Source organism: Kitasatospora sp. NPDC054768, assembly GCF_053612025.1.
In genome coordinates this window covers 1-24,639 of the sequence record NZ_JBSHBN010000067.1, presented here as the reverse complement: position 1 = coordinate 24,639, position 24,639 = coordinate 1, and the positions used below count along the sequence as shown (strand labels likewise).

Below are 24,639 nucleotides of genomic sequence, written 5' to 3'. Positions count from 1 at the left end.
GCCCGTCCCCGAGCCGGTCAACGGACCCGTGCCGGCCCCCGGACCCGGGCGCCTCCCCGCGTTCACCCCTGCGCCGGTTCCTGCGGATCGACTACCCGCGCCGCGGACGGCGCGGAGTCCGCCGCTGGCTCCCCTCCTGGCGGCAGCAAATGCTGGTGGCCGGGACCGGGGCGGCGGCGCTGACGGGCTGGCTGGCCTGGTTCTACACGAACACCGCCGTCCCGGCGGACCTCAACTCCTTCGCCACCCAGCAGAACAACGTCTACTACTGGGCGGACGGCACCGAGATGGCCCGGATCGGCCCGACCAACCGGCAGGAGGTGCCGCTCGCCCAGGTGCCGGAGCCGGTGCAGTGGGCGGTGCTGGCCGCCGAGAACGAGACCTTCTACACCGACCCCGGCATCTCCGTGACCGGCATCGGCCGTGCCGTCGTCCAGATGGTCACCGGCGGCGACACCCAGGGCGGCTCCACCATCACCCAGCAGTACGTCAAGAACATCTACCTGAACCAGCGTCAGGACATGTCCCGCAAACTCAGCGAGATCGCCATCGCGATCAAGCTGGACGACCGGATGAGCAAGCAGGACATCCTGGCCGGCTACCTGAACACCAGCTGGTTCGGGCGCGGCAGTTACGGCATCGAGCGCGCCGCGGCCGCCTACTACGGCAAGGACGTCTCCCAACTCGACCCGAGCGAAGGCGCCTTTCTGGCCGCCCTGTTGAAGGGCGCCGGGCAGTACGACCCGGCGATCAGCGCGGCGAACCGGGAACGGGCCGAGGAGCGCTGGTCCTGGATCCTGGACCGGATGGTGGAGGTGGGCAAGCTGTCCGCCGCCGAGCGCGCCCGGTACACGGTGTTCCCCGAGCCCAAGCCGCAGCCGAAGTCGGCGGGGCTGAGCGGCCAGATCGGGTACCTGGTGGACACGGCCCGCGCCTACGTGGAGAGCCACAGCGACATCACCCCGGCCCAGTTCGACCTCGGCGGCTACCAGATCCGCACCACCTTCGAGAAGCCGAAGGTCGACGCCCTGGTCGCCGCCGTCCAGCAGGGCACCGCGGGGATCGACCCGGACAACCGCGAGTCCGACAAGCTCCTGAAGGTCGGCGCCGCCTCGCTGGCCCCGGACGGCCGGGTCGTCGCGCTCTACGGCGGCCCCGACTACCTGAAGCAGGGCTTCAACAACGCCAACACCACGACGGTGCCGATCGGTTCGGCCTTCACCCCGGTGGTGTACGCCGCCGGACTCGGCGAGGGAGTGCAGCGCCGGCGCGGCGGCGACCGCACCCCGGTCGCGCCCACCACCACCTACAACGGCGACGACGGGGTGAACGTGATGACCCCGGAAGGGCCGTACTGGGGACGGGACGGGAAGATCGTCAAGACCGCCAACGACGGCAAGCGGAACTGGGGCAGCGTCACCCTGCGGAACGCGGTCGAACAGTCCGTCAACGGGCCGCTGATGCAGCTCGGCATGGACGTCGGCCTGGACAAGGTGCAGAAGACCGCCACCGACCTCGGCCTGCTCCCCAACAGCCTCGGTGAACTCGTACCGGCCCTCGGCGTCGGCAACTCCACCCCCAGTGCCCTGCGCACCGCCGACGCGTACGCCGCCTTCGCGGCCGGCGGCTCCCACACCGACCCGTACTCGGTGCTCAGGATCTCCCGCAACGGCGTCCAGCTCCCCCTGCGCCTGCCCGCCGTCACCCAGGCACTCACCCCGGCGGTCGCGGGCGAGGTGGACGCGGCACTCAAGGGCTCCGTCCGCGACGGGGCCGCCAAGCCGGCGGCGGAGGCCGGCCCGAACCTGGCCGCCAAACCCGGCACCACCGCGGACCGCACGGCGGGCTGGTTCGTCGGCTACAACGGGCAGCTGTCGACGGCGGTCACCGTGTTCCGCGCGGACCTGAAGGACATGAAGCTCCTCTCCCTCGAAGGCCTGGGCGGCGCCACCCCGGACACCTCCGACGCCACCGTGCCGGCCCGGATCTGGACCGCCTACATGAAGACGGCCACCGGGCAGTAGGCCGGGCCGCCGCGGGGACCGTGCTGTACGGTCCCCGCAGCCGACGTCCGGTCGGGCCGGCCCGCGGACCGGGCGAATTCCGGTCGACCGGGCGTCGCGGCAGTGTCCATTCTCCGGACAACGGCTGGGGGCGGGGAGCGGTGGCGGCGGACGGGTACGTCGAGTTGGTCTGTGACGGGGGGCCCATCAGCGTCGTGGTGACCGATGCGGGGCCGCGCGTGCTGGAGGTCGCGAAGGCCGTCAGGCGTCGGACCGGGCTCAGCCTGTGGCACGGCAAGGCCCTGCTCGGTCGGCTGCCCGCGATTGTCCTCGACGACGTGACGTCGGACCTCGCCGAGGCCGTGGCGGCCGAGCTGCGAGCCGCCGGAGCGACCGTCGAGGTGCGGTACTGACGAGGTGCGGTACTGACGAGCTGCGGTACTGACGAGCTGCGGTACCGCCGAGGTGCGGTACCGCCGAGGTGCGGTGCCGGGCGGCGGACCGCAGGGCCGGTGGCCGCTGTTGATCAGTGCCCGGACTAGTGTCAGGGTCGTGCCGAGGTCGGTGGGCGCCACCCGATCGGGCGGCGGGGCGGGCCTCGGTGCGGTCGTGAGCATTGAGGGACTGAAGCGGATGAAGATGACGTTCGGGCTGCTGGGGCCCCTGACGGTCGATGTGGACGCCGTGCCGCAGGCGCTGCCGCGGGCCACCGTGCTGCGGGGGCTGCTGGGGGCCCTGCTGCTCGCGGAGGGGGAACGGCTGCCCGTGGGGCGGCTGCTGGACCTCGTGTGGGCGGAGCAGTCGGACCGGGTCGGCCGGGGCGCGGTGCACACCGGGATGTCGCGGCTGCGCACCTGGCTCGGGCGGTTCGGGGACGAGGCGGTGGCGCTGGAGTCCGACGGGCAGGGCTACCGGCTGGTGACCGGGCCGGACGCGGTGGACCTCGGACGGTTCCGCAGGCTCGCCGCCGACGGGGACCCGGCCGGGGCGATCGGCCTGCGGCGCGGCCCGGTGCTGGCCGGGCTGGAACGGGTGAACCGCGAGGACCCGCTGGTCACGACCGTGGAGCACGAAGTGCGTGCCACCGCCCTGGCGCTGGCCCGGGCCGCGACGGCCGCCGGAGCGTCCCGGACCGCCGTCCCCGCCCTGACGGCGCTCGCCGAGGAGTACCCGTTCGACGAGCCCCTGCAGGCCGCCCTGCTGGAGCTGCTGGCGGCGGACGGCCGGGCGGCCGAGGCGCTGCGCCGCTTCCAGGCACTGCGCCGGCGGCTGTCCGAGGAGCTCGGGATCGAGCCGGGCGAGCAGGTGCGGAACGTCTTCCTGGCGCTGCTGGCGCAGGACCGGGAGGGCGCCCGGCCGGACCCCGGGCCCGCCCGCGTGCCATCCCAACTCCCCCGGGACGTCCCGGACTTCACCGGACGCGACGAGCAGGTGCGGATCGTGCTGGACGCCCTGGCGGCCGGCCGGGTGCCGGTGATCGCGGGCATGGGCGGCATCGGCAAGACCGCGCTGGCCGTCCACACCGCCCACCTCGCCGCCGTCGACTACCCGGACGGCAGGCTCTACGCGGACCTGCGCGGGGCCGACGAGACGCCCGCCGACCCGGCCAGCGTCCTGGCCGCCTTCCTGCGCGCCCTCGGCGCCGACCCCCGGGAGGTCCCGGCCTCCCTGGAGGAGCGTTCCGCGCTGTACCGCACCCTGCTCGCAGGCCGCCGCACGCTCGTCCTCCTCGACAACGCCGCGGGGGAGCAGCAGATCGTCCCGCTGCTCCCGGGCACACCGGCGGCTGCGGACGACCGGCCGGGCGACGGGTCCTGCAACCGGCCCGGTGCCCGACCGGCCGTCCTCGTCACCAGCCGCGCCGCGCTCACCGCCCTGCCCGGCTCCCGGCTCGTCGACCTGCACGAACTCGACGCCCCCCACGCCGGGACGCTGCTGCGCCGCATCCTCGGGGACGAGCGGGTCGCCGCCGAACCGGTGGCCGCCGCCCAGATCGTCGAGCTGTGCGGCGGCATGCCGCTGGCGGTCCGCATCGCCGGGGCCCGCCTCGCCGCCCGGCCGCGCCGGACCCTGGCCCGGCTCGCCCACCTGCTGCGCGACGAACGGCGACGGCTCGACGAGCTGGCCGCGGGGAACCTGGCCGTACGGGCGGGCTTCGCCGTCGGCTACGCCCGGCTGTCGGAGCCGACCCGCCGCACGTTCCGGCTGCTCGGACTGCTCGACGCGCCCGACTTCGCGCCGTGGGCCGCGGCGGCGATGGCCGGCATCCCGCCGGAGCAGGCCGAGTGGCAGCTGGAGGAGCTGATCGACGCCCAACTCCTGCAGGAGACCGGCACGGAGCCGCATCTGCGCTACCGCTTCCACGACCTCGTCCGGCTGTACGCGCGCGAGCACGCCGAGGCCGCGGACGAACCGGCCGCGCGTACCGCCGCGCTCGAACGGGCCTTCGGCGCCTGGCTCTGGCTGGCCGAGCAGGCGGCCGACCAGGTGCCCGGGCCGTGCTTCGCGCCGATCCACGGCACCGCACCCCGCCACCCGATGCCGTCCGGCGTCGCGGCGGCACTGCTGGACGACCCGATGGCCTGGTTCGACGCCGAGCAGCCGGCCCTGAACGCGAGCGCCCGGCAGGCCGCCGCGCTGCGCATGGTGCCGGTGGCGTGGGACCTCGCCGCCTGCCAGGAGAAGTACTGCGACGTGCGGGGCCTGTACGACGACTGGCGCACCACCCACCTGACGGTCCTCCAGGCCTGCCGGACCACCGGCGACGCCCTGGGCGCGGCCGTGCTCACCCGCGGCCTGATCGAGGTGACGACCTGGACCACCCCGGCCGACGACTCCGGGACGACCGTCGACCTGAAGGACGGCACCGAGACGATGGTCGCGCTGGAGGACCGCGCCCGGCACCTGCAGGGGTTGTTCGAGCAGGTCGGGGAGGAACGCGGGACCGCCGACGCCCTCGTCCTGACGGCCTGGAGCCTGGTGGCCCAGGGCCGCGAACAGGAGGCCCTGGAGGCCGGCCACCGCGCCCTGGACCTCGCCACCGCCCACGACCACCCGGGCGGCGAGGCCCGGGCGCACCAGATCATCGCCATCGCCCACGGGGAGACGGACCTCGACCGCACGATCGAGCACCTCACCGAGACGCTGCGGCTGGCCCGGCTGATCGGCAACACCCGCTTCGAGGCGACCGCCATCCAGTTCCTCGGAGCCGCCCACGGCCGGGCCGGCCAGGTGGAGCGGGCCGGCGAGCTGCTCCTCCACTCGCTCGCCATGGCCCGCTGTCTCAAGGACCGCTACGTGGAGGCGTTCTCGCTGCTCTACCTGGCCATGCTGTACGCGGCCACCGGCGACGGCCGCGCCCGGGAGACGGCGGAGGCCGCACTGGCCATCGCCCGCCGGTTCGACCTGGGGCACCACCTCGCCCAGGCCCTCGGCATCCTGGGGGAACTGGACCTGGCGGCGGGGGACCACGCCTCGGCGGTCGCGCATCTGGAGGAGTCGGTGCTGGTGTGGCGGGCCCGCGGCTGGCGCTCCTTCCTGGCGGAGGCGCTGCGCGCGCTCGGCCGGGCGTACCAGGCGGCCGGGCTGCCGGAGTCGGCCGCGCGGGTGCTGGAGGAGGCGCGGGAGCTGAGCGACATCCGGTAGGCGGTGCGGGGTGGCGCGGGGTGGCGATGGCGAGCGGCCGGGGATCGGTAAGCGATCGGTAAGGCCCGGCTGCCTACGATCGATCTCCACGCACAGGACAGACGCACCCGTATCCGGCCGCAGGCCTGGTCGACGCGCCCGTCCCGTACGCGCCGCACGGGCGGCCGGTCGGGTTCGCGCAGGGGACGGACCCGGCCGGAGGCGCATCCGCGGGGGTGTCCCGCGGGCGTGGTCGGTCGGTTGGTTGGCGCGGGGCGGGGCGGGCCGGGTCGGCGCGGAGTGGTCGGCCGGTGGGCGCGCCCGTCAGCTCGCGGGCCCGGCTGCCCGCGCCAGGGTGGTGTCCAGCCAGTCGAAGACCGTCTGGTGGAAGCGGAACATGGCGCCCATGTGGCAGTGTTCGCCCGCGCCCTCGGCCTCGGTCAGGGTGACGAGCGTGTGGGGGCAGGTCAGCGCGGCCTGGACCCGCTGGGGCTGGCCGCGGAAGAACTGGTCGTTCTCGGCGTCCAGGACGAGGGTGGGGCAGTCGATGAGCTGGGCGACGCCGTCGAGGGTGTAGTCGGCGGTGCGGCGGATGTAGTCCGCCACCGATGCGGCGCCGAACGTCCACACCCCGTTGCGCAGGGCCCAGCGCAACTGGGTGCTCGCCTGCATGAGCAGAGCCATGACCGGCTCCACGAGGTCGTCCCGGCCGGCCTCGATCCACTCGCGCAGGAACGGCGGCATGAACCGGTCGTGGGCCTCCCCGAAGCTGTACAGGCCGTCGTCCAGCACCAGGGCGGCCGGGCGGTGTTCGTGGGCGGCGGCGCGTGCGGCCAGGTAGCCGCCGAGGCTGTAGCCGAACAGGACCAGCCCGTCGGCGGCGATCTCGGGGCGGGTCAGCGCGTAGTCGACCACCGGGGTCACCACGGCCTCCCAGTCCGGGCGGAAGGCGAGCCGCTGCTCGCGCAGCGCCGCGCCCTGGCCCGGACCGTCGTAGGCGAGGACGTTGTAGCCGCGGCGCAGCGCGGCCGCGGCGACGGCGAAGTACGCCTCCTCCAGCGTGGAGTCGAAGCCGCTGGTGAACAGGACGGTGGGGCGCCGGGCGCCGGAGTCGTCGACGAGGAACAGGTAGCCGGGCAGGCTGGTGTCCTGGTAGGGGATGGTCACGGCCTCGACGGGGGTGTCCAGCAGGGCCGCCGCGGCGGCGAAGGTCGCCCGGGAGAGTGCGGAGACGCTCTTGGCCTCGGGGTCGTTCGCGGGGTCGTCGCGGCGGTAGAACTCGGCGGTGCGGTAGTAGTTCGACGCGCGAAGCAGGGCCTCGCGGGCGCTGACCCGGTGCCCGGCCGTCAGGGCGCGGGTGCCGATGTCGTGGACGCGCTCGGCGGTGGCCTTCCACTCGCGCAGCCACGCCGCCTCGTCGCCTTCGCCGATGTTCCGGGCGGTGGCCACGACCTCGCCCAGGTCGGCGCCGCCGTAGTTGGCGAATCCGGCCGCCCGGAGCGTTTCGAAGGAGAACGACTCGTCCTCGAAGAGGAATCGCATGGGTACTCCCGAGATTGTTGAGACGGAACGGTTCCGTCTCGTCTAACGCTAGCCCCCGCCTGGTCGAGACGCAAGCGTTCCGCCTGGTGTAGATTTGGGGAATGTCCAAGACGCCCGCGCCCCGGCCCGCGACCCCCGGCCCCTCCGAGCAGCCCGCGCGCCGGACACCCGGCGGGCCGGTGCTCCAGGACTCCGTGACCGAGGCGATCGCGGCCGCCTTCTTCGAGGAACTGGCGGACGTCGGCTACGCCCGGCTCTCCCTGGAAGCGGTCGCCAAGCGGGCCGGGGCGGGCAAAGCCGCCATCTATCGCCGCTGGCCGTCGAAGCTCGACATGACCGTCGCCCTGATCCGGGCGGTGGCCGTGGACGCCTCCGAGATCGAGGACACCGGCACCCTGCGCGGCGACGTCCTCGCCTTCCTCGCCGAGATCGACGGGGCGCTGCGCCACCGGCTCCCGTCGAAGATCATCCCCGATCTGCTCGCCGAAAGCGGTCGTAGCCCCGAGCTGGCGCAGGTGCTGATGACCGCCGTCCGCGACACCCGCCGCAGCAAGGCCACCGGCCTGCTGGAACGGGCGGTCGACCGCGGCGAACTCCCCGCCGATGTGGACCGCGAGCTCGCACTCGACTTCCTCGCCGGCCCGCTGTACTGGCGCCTCGCGGTCGTCCACACGGCGACCGCCCCCGACTACCTCGACCGCCTCACCGACAAGCTCCTCGCCGCCTTCGCCGCCTGACGGTCGAGGCTGTGCCGCGTTGCCGCCGGAGACTGCGTCGCCCCCTGGACCTGAAGGCGTGTTCGGTCTGCTCCGGCCTGCTCCGGCCTGCACCGGCTGGTGCAGGCCGGAGCAGGCGGACTCCTCGGCCGCCGTACGGGTGTGCTCAGATCTTGACGGTGAGCCAGGCGCCGAGGCCGCTGCAGCCGCGGGCGTCGTAGGTGGTGCTGCGGTAGCCGGCCGGGATCGGCGAGTACGGGCAGGTCCAGATGCCGTTGCGGACCTGCTCGTGGAACCAGGCGCCGACGCCGCTGCAGCCCTTGACGTCGTAGTTCGTCAGCACGTAGCCGGAGACGATGGGCGAGCCGGAGCAGGTCCACAGCCGGTTCTGGGCGGGCTGCTGGTACCACGAGCCGTGGTTGTCGCAGCCGCCGGCGTTGTACATGGTGATGACGTAGCCGGCCGGGACGGGCGCCCCGGAGCAGCTCCAGCCGCCGGCCGCGGAGGCCGTGCCGGCGGCCGTCGTGCCGGTGAGCGCGGCCGCGAGGACGGCGACCGTGGCGGCGGCCCGTCCCGTGCGGGTCATCAGCTTGCGGAGGATCCTGGTCACGGCGACACCGTTCCGATCGGTCGTCTCCCCGCCGTGGGCACGGCGCGGGAGGGCGTAACAACGGGGATGCGCCGCACCCTAGTGGCGGTGATCGGGCCGCTGATAGATCCTCATCGGTGGATTTCTATACCTGACCGAAAACGATCGATCGCATTCCGGTGGGCCCGGCCGCCACGGGCAGGTCTCGCCGAACTTCACGGCCGTCACACTGACCGGCTGACCGGTGAGGGCGGCGCCCGGAGCCGGATCCCGGCCGCACACCTGCCAGTTCGACTGCACCAGGACGGCGCGGTTCCTCGGGCCGGCGTCCTTGGTGCCGAGGGACGTGTTGCCCGGCAGCGAATCCCGTACCACCGAGACGGCCTTGCCCTTGAAATCGGGCATGGTGGATCCGGCCTCGGCGGGCCCGTTGGCGCCCTGGTCCTGGGCGGGGCAGTTCTCCTCCGGCTTCACCGCCCCCATGTCGATTTCTGTGCCGGTGGGGTGGCTGCCCGGGGCCGGGTTGTGCGCGCAGACCTTCCAGTTGCGGTCCAGGATCTGGTTGCGGTCGCGACCGAGCGCGTCGTGACTGGTCAGGAGGAAGAACCCGGCGCTCTGCGCGGTGTCCTGGGCGGACTGCAGCCCCATGCCGACGAAGTTCGGGAGCACGGCCGTTCGGGAGCACGGCCGTTCCGGCGGCGGCCGCAGGTGCGCCCGTTGCGGGTGCAGGAGCGGTGACGGAAAGCGCGTTGTGTCCGCGCGGGCCGAACGTCTAGTGTCACGCCCGACGGCGTGTAGCTCAGCAGGAGAGCACCGGGCTTGAGACCCGGAGGGCGCAGGGGCGGAACCTGCCACGTCGGCTTATGGACGACGACGCTGATCAGCAGCACTCCACCGGTGCCGGGGTGTCCGTGCCGTACCCGCAGCACCAGTTGGCCCGGGCGCTGCTCACCGCGCTGACCCACTCCGACGGAGAGACCCGCCGCCGTGCCGCGGCCCGCGCCGACCGCTGGCGCGCCGTGCTCGCCGGTGCCGCTGCCGGGCGGTCGGTCGTCGGCTCGCGCACTCCGCTCCCGGGGCTGCCCGCCTGGGTGACGCCCGAGGTCGTCCGCGGCGGCTTCGCCACCTCCGCCGCGAGCGCCGAGGGGCCGCTCCAGCCGTACGAGCGCGAGGCCGCGGCCCTCGCCGGGGTGCCGGCCGACCGCCGGGCCCTCTTCGCCCACTGCCTCACCGAGCCCGGCCTGGCCCGGCTGAACGAGCTGCTCGACAGCGGCCGCTACGAGGTCGCGGTGCCCGAGGAGGCGGCGCTGCTGACGGTCGCCTGGCTGGTCCGGGCCGGGGACACGGCCGCCGCGCTCGACCTCGTCGACACCCTCGAACCGTTCGCCTCCCGGCTGCGCTTCACTCCCCGGCCCTCCGCGCTGCCCGCACCTGACCCCGAGGCGGTGCACCGGCACACCATCGGCGACGCCGTCGACTCCCTCGTCGGCCGCCGGCCGAACGCCGCCGTGGAGGCGCAGCGCGAGGCCCTCGCCGTCTGGCGGCCCTTCGGCGACCGGCTGCTCGCCCACTGGCTGGAGACCGTCGACCCGGGGGCCACCGGCGTGGAGGCCGTCGACCCGGAGGCCGTCGAGCTGGAGACCACCGACCCGGAGGCCGCCGGTGACACCGGACGGATACCGGCGGGCGTACCCGACGGCCGCTGGCGGGAGCGCGGCGCGCTGCTGCTGCGCCAGTACGGGGAACTCGCCGCGGCCCACACCCGCTGCACCAAGCACCGCGACCCGAAGGAGAACCTCGGCATCCTGCGCGGCGCCCTGGAGGAGGCCGTCGCCGGCCGGCCGCTGGACGCCCGCCGGCTGGGACTGCTGCGGCACGCGGTGGACTCCATGGTGCGCCGCCGCGGCCGGCCGGGATCGGCCGCGCACACCGAACTGCGCGCCCGCCAGGCCGTCCAGGCGGCGCGGCCCTCGTACCACGACCTCGCCCAGCTCGTGCTGCGCCGGCTCGCCGTACAGCCCCAGGAGACGGGCGCCGCCGAGGTCGGACCGCTGGTCGCCGACGTCACCGCCGCCGAGGCGGCGGAGACCGGACTGCTCGCGGGCACCCCGGTTCCCGCGCCGGTCCGCCACCCCGTGGAAGCCACCCTGAGCGCCCCGATCGGCACCCTGGTGGAGCGCGGCGTCGTGCCCTCGGCCGAAGTCCTGGCCGAACTCGTCCCGCAACTCGTCGCCGCCACCAGCGTCGAGGCCTGTCCGGACGCGGCGCTGCGCACCCTCGCCGCCGCGAACTACCGGGCGTTCCGCAACCGCCGCTCGCTGCTCCTGCTGAACCTCGCCGCACAGGTGCGGGTCGAGGAACTGCCCTGGGTACGGGCGGTGGCGGCGCACCGCTCCGACGAGGACGGCCGCGGGCCCGCGCTCACCGCCCTGCGCCGGCTCGGCGAACTGGCCGTCCAGGCGTTCCCCGGCACGCTGCTGCCCAACGCGCTCGTCCGCGAACTCGCGGTGCTCGCCCGCCAGTCGGGGCTCGACGCGCCGCTGGTGGAGGAGTTGGCGGCGGACATCTTCGTCGGCAGGTTCACGCCGAAGTTCCTCGCGGCGGCGGGTGTCGCCGCGGAAGTGCTCGGCGGCACGCTGTACGAGCGCTACTACGGCATCGACTACGCGGCGCTGCGCGGGCTCGCGACGGCGGACGCGGAGATGGACGCGGGACCGGCGCGGTTCGCCGAGCTGTGCACGGGGCGCGCCGGGCCGGGACCGGCCCGGTCGGTCGCCGCCAACGGCAAGGTCGTCGAGCAGGCCCAGATCCTCACCACCCACAACCTCGCCGTCCTGGTGGACCGTGTCGGCATCCGCCCGAGCCCCGGCTGGGACGACCTCGCCCGCCGCGCCTTCACCACCGTCTGCCGCCGGACGGCTCGCGTCCACGGCGACCCGCGCCCGCTCGCCGCGATCAAGGACGCGGCGTACGCGTGGCGGCAGATGGTCTTCCACCTCTCGCTGTGCGCACCGGAGGAGCGGGCCCGGACCATCGCCGGCCTGGACGCGGAGGCCGCCCGCCACCCCGCGCACGTCGCCGCCCGCCTCGCCCCGGCCCTGACCGGCCTGCGCCGGGCCGCCGTCGGGGGCTCGGCGGACGAGGGGGCGGGCCGGGTGCTCCTCGGCTGGACCACGGGCCCGCACTGGCTGCGCGCCGACCCCCGCCTGCCCGTCGGCCACCTGCCGCCGGCCGTCGCCGTCCTCCCGTGACGTCGGGGGCGAACGACCGCCCGCCGGAGCGGGGTTGTGGTACGGCCGTTCGTATCCACCCCCTATGATCCCAGCCCGGGGGGAAGTGCGCCGAGCTGGTACGAAACAGCCGTGTCCGCTCCCTTCGGCGACGCACGCCCGCGCCGCCGATTCGACGACCGGAAGACGAAGACTCGGTGATACTCACTCAACGCCTGCGCCGGAGGCTGCTGGCCGGCGCCTCGGCGCTCGCGCTGGCGCTGCTGCCCGCGGGCCTCGCCCCCACCACGGCAGGCGCCACCACGGCCGGCGCCGCACCGGCCGGTGCCGCACCGGCCGGTGACGGGTCCGGGCCGACGCCGGTGGACCTCGACACCACGCGCGCCTTCGCGGACACCTTCCGGCTGGACCCGTCCCAGGACACCGACCCGATGTACGGGCTGAACGTCGGGATCGACGCCCGGCAGTCGCCCCCGGAGAAGCAGCACGGGATCTCCTACACCCGGGTCTCCGGCCGCTGGGACACCTCGGTCGCGCCCGACCAGTGGTTCGTCCAGACCAGCCACCCGGACCACCCGAACAAGCTGCTGTTCGCCAAGGGCGTCTCCGCGGTCATGCTGGGCGCGCCGGCCGTCGCGGACGGCACCGGCCACTACACCGTCTCGACGGTGATCGACCCGGTCGTCGGCGACACCACCAGCAAGGACTGGGGCTCGATCGTGCTGAGCCGCAGCCACCGCGGCAACGGCTACGTCACCGGCGGCGACGTCGACCTCGGCCTGACCGTCAACTCGCGCGGCGAGCTCGCCCTCTTCCACGGCGGGGGCGGCGAGACGCCCTTCTGGACCGGTTCGGTGGCACCCACGGCGCAGTACGCCGTCGCGCTCACCGTCTCCACCGGCGCCGACCGGGCCGTCACCCTGACGGTGAACGGCACCCCGTTCACCGTCTCCGCGCCGGCCGGGGTGACCCGCTGGCCGGGCAGCGAGTTCCTCTACCTCGGCGCCTACCTCTCCGACCCGAACCGCGTCACCACCTTCGGCGACGGCGCCGGCCACGGCCTGAACGTCAGCCGGATCGACACCAGCGCCACCCGCAGCGCCAAGCCGCTCGTCGACACCTTCGACGGCGCGCCCAACGCCACCGCCGACTTCGGGCTCAACCAGGACCTCAGCGCCCGCCAGCCGAGCCTGATCTCCGCCGACTACACCGCCGTCTCCGGCGTCAAGGGCCTGGCCCTCGACCCGCCGGCGGGCTCGGTGCAGGTCAACAGCCCGGCCCAGCCGAACGTGCTGTCGTTCCCCAAGGGCACCTCGGCGGTGCGCCTGAACAAGCCGGCCACCTCGGACGTCCAGAGCGGCGCCTACACGGTGCACGCCGTCCTGACCCCGGTCGTCGGCGCCACCACCGGCCAGGACTGGGCCTCCCTCGCCGTCAGCAACGCCTCGGGCGGCACGGGCGCCGTGGACGCCGAGGACGTCGCGCTCGGCCTGCGCGTCCAGGCCGACGGCGGGCTGACGCTCTTCCAGGGCGGCACGCCGACCGCCCTGACCGCCGTCCCGGCGGCGGGCTCCTACGAGGTGTCGGTCGCGCTGAGGACCGGCGACAAGCAGCAGGCGACCGTGCGGGTCAACGGCGCGACGGTCTTCTCCGGCCGCACCGCCGCCCAGCTGCCCCGCGACGGCTACGTCTCGCTCGGCGCCCACCACTCGGCGGCCGGCCGGGTCACCACGGTGGACGACCTGCGGGTTTCCATGCTGGGCGGGCTCGGCTACTACGGGTTCTTCGACATCCGGGACCCGAACGAGCCGAACTACGGCGCCAACCACGCGCCGGAGGTGGCGCAGTGGACCAACTTCAACAACTACCTGCGCGACCAGGACCCCCGCCTGGAGTTCCTGGACCAGTGCCTGCCGGCCTCCTGCGTGATCGACCTCAACCAGGAGACGGTGATCCCGCGCTCGCCGGGTGACTGGCAGGTCACCCCGAACCCGAACGCCGCGCAGAACCTGCTCGATCTGGTGCAGCGCATCGGACCGAACATCGACAAGATCGCCGCCGTCGACATGACGGACGAGGCCTACTCCCACGGCCTGCACGAGGACCAGGTCAAGACGCAGGCCCAGCAGATCAGGGCCGCGTTCCCGGACAAGACGCTGATCATGAGCCTCGACCGCTGGAACGCCGAGCAGGGCGCGCCGATCCCGCCCGAGGTCGACATCGTCGGCTTCGACTACTACTGCGTGGGCCGCGGCGAGATCCAGTGGCGGCTGGCGAACCTGAAGACCTTCCTCTCCTCGCCCGACCAGCACCTGATGCTCTTCCCGGAGTCCACCAACGAGCAGGGCGTCGCCGACGGCTGCTACTCCGGCAGGACCGACGCGGACATCGCGGCGTACAACGCCGAGTACCGCGCGATCGCCGCGCAGGACCCCCGGGTCGTCTACCTGCAGAACTTCCGCTGGCTCGGCCCGGACCAGCCGACCAAGGTGCCGCTGACCGTCGCGGCGCAGCAGCGGATCGGCAGCGCGGTGGTCAACGCCACGCCCACGCCGGCACCCGCCTCGGTGGGCGTGTACCGGCCGTCGGACGCCGGCTTCGCCGAGGCCGCCCACAACGGCCGGTACACCGGCCGGACCGGGTTCGGCGCCGGCGGCGACGCCGTCCCGCTGACCGGCCACTGGAACGGTCCCGGCACCGACACCATCGGCGTCTACCACCCCGACACCTCGACCTTCCAGCTGTCGAACGACAACGCCACCGTGGCCGCCACCTTCCCGTTCGGGGTCCCCGGCGACATCCCGCTGGTCGGCGACTGGAGCGGACAGGGACGGACCACGGTCGGCGTCTACCGGCCCAGCGACCAGTACTTCTACCTGTCCGACGACAACTCCACCATCACGTACCGGATCAAGCTGGGCAACGAGGGCTGGAAGCCGCTGGTCGGCGACTGGGACGGCAACGGCACCACCACCGTCGGCGTCTACGACCCGCAGACCCAGACCTTCTACCTGAACGACTCCAACCGGACGGAGCACCCGCGCCCGGGCGTCAGGTTCGGCAACCCCGGCGACATCCCGGTCAAGGGCGACTGGGACGGCACCGGCAAGGAGACCATCGGCGTCTACCGGCCCGGCGACCAGAGCTTCTACGGGGCCGCCGAGAACTCCGACCTGGTGATCTACAGCAAGAAGTTCGGCAACCCGGGCGACGTCCCGCTGGTGGGCAACTGGGGCTGACGCCTCCGCCCCGCCCGCGCGTCCGACAGGGCGCCCTCCCGACCGCCCCGCGGCGACCGGGAGGGCGCCCTCGCGCCGTCCGCGGGGCGCGGGTCGGCCGTGCCCCGCGCCGAGCATGATCCGTGCGATCAGCTCCCGGCGGCCGCCCACGCCGCCCCATCCGGCGAAGCTGACACGCACCCGGCCGGCGCCCCCACGCCCCGAACGGCGGGGGTGCGCCTCTTCCTACCGGCAGCCCGGCGGCCGGGCCGACCCCGGGGAGCGGTCCCGTCCGGTCACTTGACCAGGCGGGACCATTCGGCCGGCTGGGCGGGGTCGAGTTGGCGGAGCTGGTCGAGGACCTTCGGGTCCTGGGCGTCGAGCCAGTCGGCGACCTGGCGGAAGGAGACGCAGCGGACGCCCTCGCGCTTGCAGACGTTCTTCATCACGTCCTCGATGGCCTGCATGTAGATGCCGCCGTTCCAGGACTCGAAGTGGTTGCCGATGAAGAGCGGGGCGCGGCTGCCGTTGTAGACGCGTTCGAAGCCGGCCAGGTAGCTCTCGCGGGTCTCCTTCTCCCAGGTGTCGTACTTCTTGGGGTCGCCGTTGGTGGTGTTCCCGGACTGGTTGGCCAGGAAGTTGAAGTCCATCGAGAGGCTCTGGGTCGACCTGCCGGGGTAGGGGAGCATCTGCAGCGGGAAGTTCCAGATGCCCTCCTTCTTCACCGGCCAGACCTGGAACTCGCCCGGGGAGCTGGCGTCGTAGCGGAAGCCCGCCGCCTTCTCGGCCGGCAGCAGGTTCTTCTGGCCCTCCAGGCAGGGGGCGCGGCCGCCGACCAGTTCCTTGGTGTAGTCGAAGGGGAGGGGCGGGACGTCCTTGAAGCCGGTGTTGGTCTTCCAGTTGGTGACGAAGGAGACGGCCTGGTCCAGCTCGCTCTTCCACTCCTCGGTGCTCCACTCGCCACCGCCCTTGGCGTTGCAGAAGTGCCCGTTGAAGTGGGTGCCGATCTCGTTGCCGTCCTGCCAGGCGAGGCGCAGCTGTTCCAGGGTGTCCTTGATGTGGGGGTCGGTGGCGTAGTCGATGGAGGCGTCGCCGGGCTTGTGCTGCGGTGGCTTGTAGAGCGTGCTCTTGGACTTGGGGAGGGTGTAGAGGCCGCTCAGGAAGAAGGTCATCTGGGCGTTGTTCTCGACGCCGAGTTTGCGGAAGCGGGAGAACATGCGATCGTCGCCCTCCAGCGCGCCGTCCCAGGAGAAGACGACGAACTGCGGCGGCTTCTCGCCGGGCTTGAGCTTCTCGGGCGTGGGCTGCTTGGGCTGCGGGCCGGTGTAGGAGGTGGAGCCGTCGCCGAGCACCTTGACCTGGCCGTCCCAGGTGGGAGTGGGGGTGGGGGCGGGTGGTGGCGGGGCGGGGGTGTCGGTCGTGGCGCTCGGGGCGGGGCTGGACGGGGTGGTGCCGGTGGCGGCCGTGGGTCTGCTCTGCGTGCCGGAGCATCCCGTCGCCAGGGCGGAGGTCCCGAGGACCCCCATCGCCAGCAGGATGGCCGAGCCGCGAGCAGTCCTCACCGGACCCCATTTCTCTGATCTTCGATCAGGCGGTGTTCAGAAGACGATCGATGGAAGTGATCATCAGAACACTTTTGATCGACCTCTGTCGAGGCGGGGCCGGTGCGACCGCGGTGGCGGAGGGGCCGGCGAGCAACTCCCTTGTGTCGCACGGCGGATGCGTGATGAGCAGGCCTCGCCGGCGGCCCCCGCGCCGATCGGACCCCGGAGCCGTGCGGCGCGGGGGTTCGCGGCATTGACAGGGGGCCTCCTGCGGTTGAATGCTAAGCAAGCGCTTAGTCAATGATCCGCTTCCCCGAGGAGCCGCCCGATGGCCGAGACCCCCGTCGACCCGCCAGGCCTGGACCTGGCCCGCCTCCGGGCCCACCTGGACCGCGAGCTGCCCGGCATCCTCCAGGGCCGGGGCCGGGGGCCGCTGCGGGCCGACCTCATCGAAGGGGGCCGCTCGAACCTCACGTACGTGCTGAGCGACGGCGCCTTCCGCGCGGTCCTCCGGCGCCCGCCGCTCGGGCACGTCCTCGCCACCGCGCACGACATGGGCCGCGAGTACCGGGTGATGACCGCGCTGCGCGACACCGGGGTCCCCGTCCCCCGCACCCTGCTGCTCGATCCGGACACCGACACCCTCGGCGCCCCCTGGTACCTGATGGAGTACGTCCCCGGCACCGCCCACCGGGACGCCGCCCCGCTGGCCGCCCTCGGCGAACAGCGGGTGCACGCGCTCGGGCGCAGGCTGGTCGACACCCTCGCCACCCTGCACGGGATCGACCCGGCCGCCGTCGGCCTTGCCGACTTCGGCCGCCCGGAGGGCTACCTGGAGCGCCAGCTGCGCCGCTGGTCGAAGCAGTTGGAAGCCTCCCGCAGCCGCGACCTGCCCGACCTCGACCGCCTGCGCGCCGGGCTCGCCGAGCGGCTGCCGGTCTCGCCCGCGCCCGCGCTGGTGCACGGCGACTACCGGCTCGACAACGTCCTGGTCGACGCGGACGACACCATCGCCGCCGTCCTGGACTGGGAGATGTCCACCCTCGGCGACCCGCTCACCGACGTCGGCCTGCTGGTGATGTACACCGAACTCGCCGGCGTCGGCGGCGGCATCATCCCCTCCGCCATGACCGCCCCCGGCTTCCCGAAGCCCGACGAGATCGTCTCCTCCTACGCCGACGCGACCGGGCGCCGGGCGGAGGACCTCGACTGGTACGTCGCCTTCGCCTCGTTCAAGCTCGCCGCCGTCGCCGAGGGCATCCACTTCCGCTTCCGGCAGGGCCGCACCCTGGGCGCCGGCTTCGAGCGCGCCGGCGAGATGGCCCCGATCCTCGCCCGGTACGGCCTGAGCACCCTCAAGGAGAGCTGAGAACCCGATGGACTTCGCCTACGACGCCCGGACGAACGAGCTCCGCGAGCAGCTGCTCGCCTTCATGGACGAGCACGTGCACCCCGCCGAGCCCGTCCTCGCCGCCCAGCTCGCGGCCCGACTCGCCGACCCGGCCCGCGACCGGTGGGCCGTCCCCCCGGTCGTCGCCGACCTCCAGACCGAGGCCCGCAAGCAGGGGCTCTGGAATCTCTTCCTCCCCGGCGAGCCCGGCGCCGGCCTGACCAACCTCCAGTACGCCCCGCTCGCCGAAATCACCGGCCGCAGCATCCAGTTGGCCCCGCCCGCGCTCAACTGCGCGGCGCCCGACACCGGCAACATGGAGCTGCTCGCCCAGTTCGGCAGCGCCGAGCAGCGCGAGCGCTGGCTGCGCCCGCTGCTGGACGGCGCGATCCGCTCGGCCTTCGCGATGACCGAGCCCGAGGTGGCCTCCTCGGACGCCACCAACATCGCCACCCGGATCGAGCGGGACGGCGAGGAGTACGTCGTCAACGGCCGCAAGTGGTACATCACCGGGGCGATGAACCCCGATTGCCGGATCCTCATCGTGATGGGCAGGACCGACCCGGCGGCCGAACCCCACCGGCAGCAGAGCATGGTGCTCGTCCCGCGCGACACCCCGGGCGTGACCGTGCGGCGCGGCATGACGGTCTTCGGGTACGACGACGCCGACCACGGCGGCCACGCCGAGGTGCTGTTCGAGGACGTCCGCGTCCCGGTGGAGAACCTGATCGGCGAGGAGGGTACGGGCTTCGCCATCGCCCAGGCCCGGCTCGGCCCCGGCCGCATCCACCACTGCATGCGCGCCATCGGCATCGCCGAGCGGGCGCTGGAACTGATGTGCCGCCGGGCCGACGAGCGGGTGGCGTTCGGGAAGCCGCTGGCCGAGCAGGGCGTGGTGCAGGACTGGATCGCCGAGTCCCGGGTGCGGATCGAGCAGTTGCGGCTGCTGGTGCTGAAGACCGCCTGGCTGATGGACACCGTCGGCAACCGCGGTGCGCACACCGAGATCCAGGCGATCAAGATCGCCACCCCGCGCACCGTCGAGTGGATCCTCGACAAGGCCGTCCAGGCCCACGGCGCCGCCGGCGTCAGCCAGGACACCCCGCTCGCCCAGCTCTGGGCCGGCAACCGCACCCTGCGGCTGGCGGACGGCCCCGACGAGGTGCACAAGCGCTCGCTGGCCCGGAGGGAACTGCGCAAGTACCGGCGCTGACCCGTAGGGGTGTCATACCCGGGTATTCAGGGAGGTGTTGGCCCTCTGGTATGACGGCCGCGGCCCGTTCCCGACCGTAGTGTCCTGCGTGTTCGATCGATCGGAGCACGGAGGACATCATGGGCATTCCGGGACGGGCCGTGGCGGCGGTGGTGCTGGCGGCGGCAACGGCGGTGGGCACGATCGGTACGGCCGTGGGAGCGGTCGGGCCGGGGGACGCGAGCCCCGGGCGGCAGGCCCGGGCCTGGCTGCCCGAGCCCAGCGGGCCGTACCCGATCGGGACCACCGCGCTGCACCTCACCGACACCGGACGGGAGGACCCCTGGCACCCCGGGCAGCGGCGCGAGCTGATGATCAGCCTCTGGTACCCGACCTCCCACCCGGCCTCCGGCGACGAGCGGGCCCCGTACATGGAGCCCGCCGCCGGTCGGCACTTCGACGGCCCGGACGGCGTCGGCCTGCTCAACTACGGCACCGAGCCCGGCCGCACCGACTGGTCGGCCATCCGCACCCACGCGCGCAAGGACGCCCCGGCACTGCCCGGCGGCCCGCGCCCGGTCGTGCTGTACTCGCCCGGCCTCGGCGACCCGCGCACCTGGGGGACGGCGCTGGTCGAGGACCTCGCCTCGCGCGGCTACGTGGTGGTCACCGTCGACCACACCTACGAGGCCTCCGAAGTCGCCTTCCCCGGCGGCGACCTGGCCACCTCGGTGCTCCCCGGCATGCTCGGTCGGCCCGGCCTGGACATCGGCGCGGTGCTGCGCAAGGCGATGGACACCCGGGTCGCCGACACCCGCTTCGTCCTGGACCGGCTCGCCGGCCTGGGCGGGCGTCCGGGCCTGCCCGCCGGGGTGGCCGGGGCCCTCGACCTCGGCCGGATCGGCATGGTCGGCCAGTCGGCGGGCGGCTTCACCGCGCTCCAGACCATGCACGACGACCCGCGGATCGCGGCCGGGATCAACATGGACGGGCAGATGCACTTCCCCGGACCCGACGGCCACACCGGCGTCCTCCTGCCCAGCGTCGCCGAGGACGGCCTGAACCGGCCGTTCCTGCTGATGGGCACCGGCGGCGAGGACTCCGGCGGCTACCGCGACCAGCCCGGCTGGAACGCCCTGTGGCAGCACAGCACCGGCTGGCACGCCGACGTCACCCTCACCGGCTCCCGCCACGGCTCGTACACCGACGCCCAGCCGCTGCTGCCGCAGCTCGCCCGCCAGGGCGTGCTCAGCGCCGAGCAACTGCGCAAGGACGTCGGCGACATCCGCCCCGGCCGCGCCGAACTCGCCACCCGCTCCTACGTGGCGTCCTTCTTCGACCGCTGGCTGCGCGGCCAGGACGACCACCTGCTGGACGGGCCCTCGGCCCGCTTCCCCGAGGTGGCGTACGAGCGGTAGCGGGCCGGGGCGGCGGGCGGATTCCCCGCGCCGCCCCCTTCCGGACGCGCCGAGGGGGGAAGGTTCCGCACGGCGCCGAATTGCCGTCAGGGGGCCTCGCCGCACGGCCGCTCACGGATTTCGAAACGGCATTTCCTGTCGTATTCAGTGAATGACTAGGCGCGTTGATCCCCTTTCATCAACGTTGCTTGACCTGCTTGGACGCGCTTCTTAATCGTTCCTTACCCAGCGCCGTTGACCGGTGTTCATCAGCTCTGCTTTCCTTCTTGCCACGCAGGCGGCAAAAGGCCGACGGGCAGTCAATTCCGGGTGTGCGAATGAATTCGACCGGAACCCGACCCGACGGAATCCGCCGCCGGCCCTTCCCCCACAAAGGGATCGTTCCCGGTCCCCGAGGCCGCGGACGATCGGCAGAAGAGAGGCACCCTCACCCATGGGTCACTCCCCCAGGACCGGACGCGCGAGGTACGCGGCGCTCACCGGAATAGCGTCGCTCGCGCTCGCCGCCGCCGGCTTGGCCGGCGCGGCCGGTCCGGCCTCCGCGCAGGACATCTCCGGCTCGCAGGGCAGCACCACCAACGAGTTCAACCCCTGGAGCCCGCAGAACGGCCACCCCTACCGGCACGGCGCGGTCCCCGGCATGTCCCAGCACGAGAACTACAAGAAGTGGCTCGCCGCCCACGACCAGGCCGCGGCGACCGGTCAGCAGACGCTGTCGTACGGCGGCGGCGTCGACGGCATCGGCGTGCAGAGCGGGCACTCCAAGGTCTACCTGGTGTTCTACGGCAACCAGTGGGGCACCCAGACCACCGACGCCAGCGGCAACGCGAAGTTCTCCAACGACTCGGCCGGTGCCGCCGGTGCCACCCAGCAGATGTTCAAGGGCATCGGCACCAACGGCGAGACCTGGTCGGCCGACCTGACCCAGTGGTGCGACGGCCCCACCGTCGCCACCGGTGCCGTGAGCTGCCCGTCCAACGCCAACTTCATCCCGTACCAGAGCGGCGGCGTCCTGTCCGGCGTCTGGTACGACAACGGGGCCGCCTCGCCGAGCCAGGCCAGCGGCAACCAGCTCGCCCAGGAGGCCGTCAAGGCCGCCGGACACTTCGGCAACACCACCGCCGCCGCCAACCGGGACGCGTACTACATCGTCCTGTCGCCGCACGGCACCAACCCGGACGACTACCAGAACCCGACCACCGGGTACTGCGCCTGGCACGACTGGAACGGTGACACCACCCTCACCGGCGGTGCGGCGAGCTCGCCCTACGGCGACATCGCCTTCTCCAACCAGCCGTACAACATCGACGCGGGCTCCAACTGCGGCGTCGGCTTCGTCAACTCGCCCGGCACGCTGGACGGCTGGACGATGACCCTCGGCCACGAGTGGCACGAGATGATGTCCGACCAGAACCCGGCCGGAGGCTGGACCAACCACGTCTCCGGCAGCAGCTACAACGGCCAGGAGAACTCCGACGAGTGCGCCTGGATCCAGCCCGGCAGCACCGGCGGCGCCGCCAACATCTCCTTCGGGGCATTCGGCAGCTACGCCGAGCAGGCCAGCTGGTCCAACGACACCAACTCCTGTGCGATCTCGCACGCCATCCTGACCCACGGCAACACGGTCACCGTCACCAACCCGGGCAACCAGAGCGGCACCGTCGGCACCGCGGTCAGCCTGCAGATCAACGCCACCGACTCGGCCACCGGCCAGACGCTGGGCTACTCGGCCACCGGCCTGCCGGCCGGCCTGTCGATCAACCCCTCGACCGGCCTGATCTCCGGCACCCCGACCGCCGCCGGCACCTCCAGCGTCACGGTCACCGCCACCGACACCACCGGCGCCGCCGGCAGCACCACCTTCACCTGGACCGAGTCCACCGGCGGGGGCGGCGGCAACGCCGTCACCAACGGCGGACTGGAGACCGGCGGCCTGACCGGCTGGACCACCGCCGGCAGCACCTCCGCCACCGCCTCCGCCGCCCACAGCGGCGGCTACGGCGCCATGGTCGGCTCCACCGGCCCGACCGGGGACTCCTCGATCGCCCAGACCTTCACCGCGCCGACCGGCACCAGCAAGCTGTCCTTCTGGTACAGCAACACCTGTGACGACACCGTCACCTACGACTGGGCCACCGCCACCCTGAAGGACAACACCACCGGCACCACCACCACGGTCCTGGCCAAGACCTGCACCACCACCGGTACCTGGACCAACAGGACGGCGACCGTCACCCCGGGCCACTCCTACACCCTCACCCTGAGCAACCACGACGACAACTACCCGGGTGACCCGACCTACACCTACTACGACGACGTGACCGTCTCCTGACCATCGCCGCGCCGAACGCACCGGGGTGGGCCCAGCGCCCGCCCCGGTGCCGTTTCCGGTCCGAGCGCCGTCCGGCGGGATCCGAACCGGCCGCCGGGGCGTCGAACCGGTCCCCCCGGAACACCAGCAGGAGGAACCACCGTGAACCCGAGAAGATCCGCCGCCCCGGTACTCGCCGCCGCCCTGCTCACCCTGGCCGGCTGCGCCTCCACCGGAACGGGCCCGTCGACGCCCGCCGCCGCGTCGACCGCGCCGAGCCCGGCGACGGTCACGGTGGACGAGCACGCCGACCGCACCACCCTGAAGGCCACCGTCGGCACGACCGTCACGCTCGCCCTCCACAGCACCTACTGGTCCGCCGCGACCAGTTCCGCCCCCGACGTCCTCACCCCGGCAGGCTCCCCGGCCACCGCCCCGTCCCCGTCCTGCCGCCCCGGCGGCGGCTGCGGCACCGCCACCGCCTCCTTCACCGCCCGCGCCCCCGGCACCGCCCGCCTCACCGCGACCCGCACCAGCTGCGGCGAGGCCCTCAACTGCCCGCCCGAGCAGCGCGGCTACGAAGTCACCGTCGAGGTCACCGGGTGAGACCCGACTCCTAGCGGATCTCCGAGCCGGGGTTGGCCTCGTCCCACCGCCGCCGGGAGTCGACGATCGCGTCGTGGTGGCCGTACGACCAGTCCGCCATCGCCCGCACCAGGTGGGTCAGGCTGTGCCCGAGCCGCGTCAGCTCGTACTCCACCTGCGGCGGGACGGTCGGGTGGACGGTCCGCGAGACCAGTCCGTCGCGCTCCAGGCGGCGCACGGTCAGGGTGAGCATCCGCTGCGAGATGCCCGGCAGGGCGCGCTGCAGTTCGCGGAACCGCCGTACACCCTGGGCGAGTTCGACGACGGTGAGGACCGACCACTTGTCGCCCAGGCGGTCCAGCAGGTCGCGGATCCCGCAGTCCACGCCGTCCTCGCACCAGACCACCGGACGGGACGTGGTTACCGCGGTGTGCCCTGCTGACATGAATGTGCCTCCTTACGCCGGACGCCCAGGCTATCGAGGATGGTCGTGCAGCCGACGACCGATCACCCCTGGAGGAACCCCATGCTGCTCGTCACCGGAGTCAACGGAGGCCTGGGCGCTCTCGTCCTGGCGCGGCTCGCCGGCCGGGAGGGCGTCGTCGCCGGCTCGCGCACGCCCGGGGAGGTGCCGCACGGCGTCCCGGCCCGGCTGGTGGACTTCGACCGGCCGGACACCCTGGCGGAGGCCTTCGCCGGGGTGCGGACCCTGCTGCTGATCTCGGCCGGCGCCGCCGAGGACGACGTGGTGATCGCCCGGCACGGCGCCGCGATCGAGGCGGCGGAGCAGGCGGGCGTCGAGCACCTCGTCTACACCAGCCTCTCCGGCGACGGCGACCACCTGCCCTACGCCCTCGCGCACCGCTGGACGGAGCGGCGGCTGCGCGCGTCCGCCACCCTGCGCTGGACGGTGCTGCGCAACGGCCTGTACGCCGAGTTGCTGGGGGCGATCACCGCGCCCGGCCCGGACGGGGTGATCGGCGCTCCGCTCGGGGACGGGAAGCTCGCGGCGGTGGCCCGGGCGGACCTCGCGGAGGTGGCGGTGAACGTCGCCCTGGCGCCCGCCGGGCACGCGGGCCGCACCTACGAGCTGGTGGGGGAGCGGGCGGTGGGCGGCGCGGAGGTGGCCGAGGCGCTCGGCGCCGAGTACCGCCCGGGACGGCTGACCGAGGCCCGGGCCGCGGCGGCGGCCTCGGACGCGCGGGACTTCCAGGTGCCGATGGTGGTCGGCACCTACTCGGCGATCGCCCACGGCTTCCTCGCCGGCCCGGGCGGGC

At 73.4% G+C, this 24,639-nt stretch carries 17 protein-coding genes and 1 tRNA gene; 13 read left to right on the top strand and 5 right to left on the bottom strand.

Features of this window, described 5'->3' with window-relative positions; all coding sequences use genetic code 11:
* Window positions 1-149 precede the first annotated feature (149 nt).
* The 3 genes from ACWGKU_RS21050 to ACWGKU_RS21040 all read left to right on the top strand — a co-directional run bounded on the left by ACWGKU_RS21050 (window position 150) and on the right by ACWGKU_RS21040 (window position 5,648).
* Window positions 150-2,024, top strand: coding sequence for a transglycosylase domain-containing protein (locus tag ACWGKU_RS21050; protein WP_452180859.1), 1,875 nt, complete (start codon window positions 150-152; stop codon window positions 2,022-2,024).
* Window positions 2,025-2,221: 197 nt separating this feature from the next.
* Window positions 2,222-2,416: a ribosomal protein L7/L12 gene (locus tag ACWGKU_RS21045; RefSeq protein WP_452180858.1), complete on the top strand. Its 195-nt coding sequence runs from the start codon at window positions 2,222-2,224 to the stop codon at window positions 2,414-2,416.
* A 196-nt stretch (window positions 2,417-2,612) separates the two neighbouring features.
* Complete coding sequence (locus tag ACWGKU_RS21040) at window positions 2,613-5,648, top strand: ATP-binding protein (RefSeq protein ID WP_452180857.1); 3,036 nt, start codon at window positions 2,613-2,615, stop codon at window positions 5,646-5,648.
* Window positions 5,649-5,951: 303 nt separating this feature from the next.
* Here the strand turns inward: ACWGKU_RS21040 and ACWGKU_RS21035 are convergent, their stop codons facing one another.
* Window positions 5,952-7,169: an alpha/beta hydrolase family protein gene (locus ACWGKU_RS21035; RefSeq protein ID WP_452180856.1), complete on the bottom strand. Its 1,218-nt coding sequence runs from the start codon at window positions 7,167-7,169 to the stop codon at window positions 5,952-5,954.
* 101 nt (window positions 7,170-7,270) lie between these two features.
* On the opposite strand from ACWGKU_RS21035, the gene ACWGKU_RS21030 reads away from it, so the two are divergent.
* Window positions 7,271-7,906 carry a TetR-like C-terminal domain-containing protein gene (locus ACWGKU_RS21030; RefSeq protein ID WP_452180855.1) on the top strand — a complete coding sequence of 212 codons (636 nt, stop codon included), beginning with the start codon at window positions 7,271-7,273 and terminating at the stop codon, window positions 7,904-7,906.
* Between the two features lie 145 nt (window positions 7,907-8,051).
* On the opposite strand, the gene ACWGKU_RS21025 is transcribed toward ACWGKU_RS21030, so the two are convergent.
* Window positions 8,052-8,495 carry a hypothetical protein gene (locus ACWGKU_RS21025; protein ID WP_401048768.1) on the bottom strand — a complete coding sequence of 148 codons (444 nt, stop codon included), beginning with the start codon at window positions 8,493-8,495 and terminating at the stop codon, window positions 8,052-8,054.
* Between the two features lie 78 nt (window positions 8,496-8,573).
* On the bottom strand, window positions 8,574-9,122 hold the full coding sequence (locus tag ACWGKU_RS21020) for a hypothetical protein (protein ID WP_401048769.1): 549 nt from the start codon (window positions 9,120-9,122) through the stop codon (window positions 8,574-8,576).
* A gap of 140 nt (window positions 9,123-9,262) precedes the next feature.
* Here ACWGKU_RS21020 and ACWGKU_RS21015 point away from each other — a divergent pair.
* From ACWGKU_RS21015 to ACWGKU_RS21005, 3 genes are all read left to right on the top strand, one after another.
* Window positions 9,263-9,334: transfer RNA gene (locus ACWGKU_RS21015), tRNA-Ser, on the top strand.
* Window positions 9,335-9,337: 3 nt separating this feature from the next.
* Complete coding sequence (locus ACWGKU_RS21010; RefSeq protein WP_452180595.1) at window positions 9,338-11,725, top strand: hypothetical protein; 2,388 nt, start codon at window positions 9,338-9,340, stop codon at window positions 11,723-11,725.
* Window positions 11,726-11,901: 176 nt separating this feature from the next.
* A complete protein-coding gene (locus ACWGKU_RS21005) occupies window positions 11,902-14,943 on the top strand; it encodes a hypothetical protein (RefSeq protein WP_452180596.1) in 3,042 nt (1,013 codons plus the stop codon).
* A gap of 275 nt (window positions 14,944-15,218) precedes the next feature.
* On the opposite strand, the gene ACWGKU_RS21000 is transcribed toward ACWGKU_RS21005, so the two are convergent.
* A complete protein-coding gene (locus tag ACWGKU_RS21000) occupies window positions 15,219-16,484 on the bottom strand; it encodes a hypothetical protein (RefSeq protein WP_452180597.1) in 1,266 nt (421 codons plus the stop codon).
* Window positions 16,485-16,794: 310 nt separating this feature from the next.
* On the opposite strand from ACWGKU_RS21000, the gene ACWGKU_RS20995 reads away from it, so the two are divergent.
* The 5 genes from ACWGKU_RS20995 to ACWGKU_RS20975 all read left to right on the top strand — a co-directional run bounded on the left by ACWGKU_RS20995 (window position 16,795) and on the right by ACWGKU_RS20975 (window position 23,383).
* Entirely contained in the window at window positions 16,795-17,835 is a 1,041-nt protein-coding gene (locus ACWGKU_RS20995; protein WP_452180598.1) for a phosphotransferase family protein, read from the top strand.
* A 7-nt stretch (window positions 17,836-17,842) separates the two neighbouring features.
* Complete coding sequence (locus tag ACWGKU_RS20990; protein ID WP_401055649.1) at window positions 17,843-19,069, top strand: acyl-CoA dehydrogenase family protein; 1,227 nt, start codon at window positions 17,843-17,845, stop codon at window positions 19,067-19,069.
* 119 nt (window positions 19,070-19,188) lie between these two features.
* Complete coding sequence (locus ACWGKU_RS20985) at window positions 19,189-20,466, top strand: alpha/beta hydrolase family protein (protein WP_452180599.1); 1,278 nt, start codon at window positions 19,189-19,191, stop codon at window positions 20,464-20,466.
* A gap of 433 nt (window positions 20,467-20,899) precedes the next feature.
* The gene (locus ACWGKU_RS20980; protein WP_401051914.1) at window positions 20,900-22,798 is read left to right on the top strand and encodes an Ig domain-containing protein; all 1,899 of its coding nucleotides are present in this window, start codon (window positions 20,900-20,902) and stop codon (window positions 22,796-22,798) included.
* Between the two features lie 141 nt (window positions 22,799-22,939).
* The gene (locus ACWGKU_RS20975) at window positions 22,940-23,383 is read left to right on the top strand and encodes a hypothetical protein (protein WP_401051917.1); all 444 of its coding nucleotides are present in this window, start codon (window positions 22,940-22,942) and stop codon (window positions 23,381-23,383) included.
* 10 nt (window positions 23,384-23,393) lie between these two features.
* Here the strand turns inward: ACWGKU_RS20975 and ACWGKU_RS20970 are convergent, their stop codons facing one another.
* Window positions 23,394-23,807: a winged helix-turn-helix transcriptional regulator gene (locus ACWGKU_RS20970; RefSeq protein WP_401051919.1), complete on the bottom strand. Its 414-nt coding sequence runs from the start codon at window positions 23,805-23,807 to the stop codon at window positions 23,394-23,396.
* Between the two features lie 81 nt (window positions 23,808-23,888).
* Between ACWGKU_RS20970 and ACWGKU_RS20965 the strand changes: the two genes are divergently transcribed.
* On the top strand, window positions 23,889-24,639 hold a 751-nt coding region (locus tag ACWGKU_RS20965), incomplete at its 3' end, for an NAD(P)H-binding protein (protein ID WP_452191513.1).

Coding starts and splice junctions, on each gene's coding strand:
- ACWGKU_RS20995 (WP_452180598.1), top strand. CDS start 16,795: ATGGCCGAGACCCCCGTCGACCCGCCAGGCCTGGACCTGGCCCGCCTC.
- ACWGKU_RS21020 (WP_401048769.1), bottom strand. CDS start 9,122: ATGGGGCTGCAGTCCGCCCAGGACACCGCGCAGAGCGCCGGGTTCTTC.
- ACWGKU_RS20985 (WP_452180599.1), top strand. CDS start 19,189: ATGGGCATTCCGGGACGGGCCGTGGCGGCGGTGGTGCTGGCGGCGGCA.
- ACWGKU_RS21050 (WP_452180859.1), top strand. CDS start 150: ATGCTGGTGGCCGGGACCGGGGCGGCGGCGCTGACGGGCTGGCTGGCC.
- ACWGKU_RS20990 (WP_401055649.1), top strand. CDS start 17,843: ATGGACTTCGCCTACGACGCCCGGACGAACGAGCTCCGCGAGCAGCTG.
- ACWGKU_RS20980 (WP_401051914.1), top strand. CDS start 20,900: ATGGGTCACTCCCCCAGGACCGGACGCGCGAGGTACGCGGCGCTCACC.
- ACWGKU_RS21030 (WP_452180855.1), top strand. CDS start 7,271: ATGTCCAAGACGCCCGCGCCCCGGCCCGCGACCCCCGGCCCCTCCGAG.
- ACWGKU_RS20970 (WP_401051919.1), bottom strand. CDS start 23,807: ATGTCAGCAGGGCACACCGCGGTAACCACGTCCCGTCCGGTGGTCTGG.
- ACWGKU_RS21035 (WP_452180856.1), bottom strand. CDS start 7,169: ATGCGATTCCTCTTCGAGGACGAGTCGTTCTCCTTCGAAACGCTCCGG.
- ACWGKU_RS21010 (WP_452180595.1), top strand. CDS start 9,338: ATGGACGACGACGCTGATCAGCAGCACTCCACCGGTGCCGGGGTGTCC.